Origin of the sequence: Agrilactobacillus composti DSM 18527 = JCM 14202, from assembly GCF_001436375.1 — a bacterium.
GTDB classification, from domain to species: domain Bacteria; phylum Bacillota; class Bacilli; order Lactobacillales; family Lactobacillaceae; genus Agrilactobacillus; species Agrilactobacillus composti.
In genome coordinates, this window is sequence record NZ_AZGA01000074.1 from 17,192 (window position 1) to 17,915 (window position 724).

Sequence of the window (724 nt, forward strand, 5' to 3'; positions counted from 1 at the left end):
TATTTGACGGATACGCCGTTTGGAATTTCTGGTATTGTGTCTTTGCAGACTGGCCCGCAGTGCTTTATAGTGGCGCCGTTTATGGTTGATGGCTTGACCATTGAAAAACGTTGTTTTCCCCTGATCATCATAAGCGGTGACTAATTGCCGGATCCCCCGATCAAGCCCCACAACGTGTTGCATATCAGTACGGGCCAACTCAGGGAATTCTTTATTAACTGCAATGTGTAAAAACCAATTGGTTCCAGACTTAATTAGTTTCGCGCCGCCAAACTCCCAGGTGCCATCCAGATACTGTTCAAAACCACTTTTTAACGCAAAGTGAGCTTTCACCCGACCTTGAAGCGTATTGATGGACAACTTTTCACCGTTTGCGACGATAGACCAATCTCGATTACGGACTAAGTCAGCTTGCGGGCGCTGGAAATAGACCGGTTTCCAAAGCCAGTGCAGGTCTCTGGGAACTTTTAAATAAATTTCTTTACCTTTTTTATCTTTTTCCCCGGTGGCATAAGCCATGGGTTTGCGTCGCAGCTGCGTCTGAACAGTTTTATAACGGGCAACCGTTGTTTTGATCGCAGAGATGGCCAGTTGTGATTTCAGCCTAAACTGTTGCCGCAAGTCTCGATAAAGCTTTTTGTGAATCTTGAGAACACTCAATTCAAAACCATTGTTAAAAATGTACTCAGAAACATGATTGCAGGCTGAGCGATATTGTTCACTG

1 protein-coding gene is annotated in these 724 nt (G+C 44.8%); it reads right to left on the reverse strand.

What is annotated here, in order from left to right; all coding sequences use genetic code 11:
* The coding region (locus FC83_RS17485; RefSeq protein ID WP_476692194.1) for a nuclease/transposase family protein at positions 1-724 on the reverse strand (724 nt) is incomplete at both ends.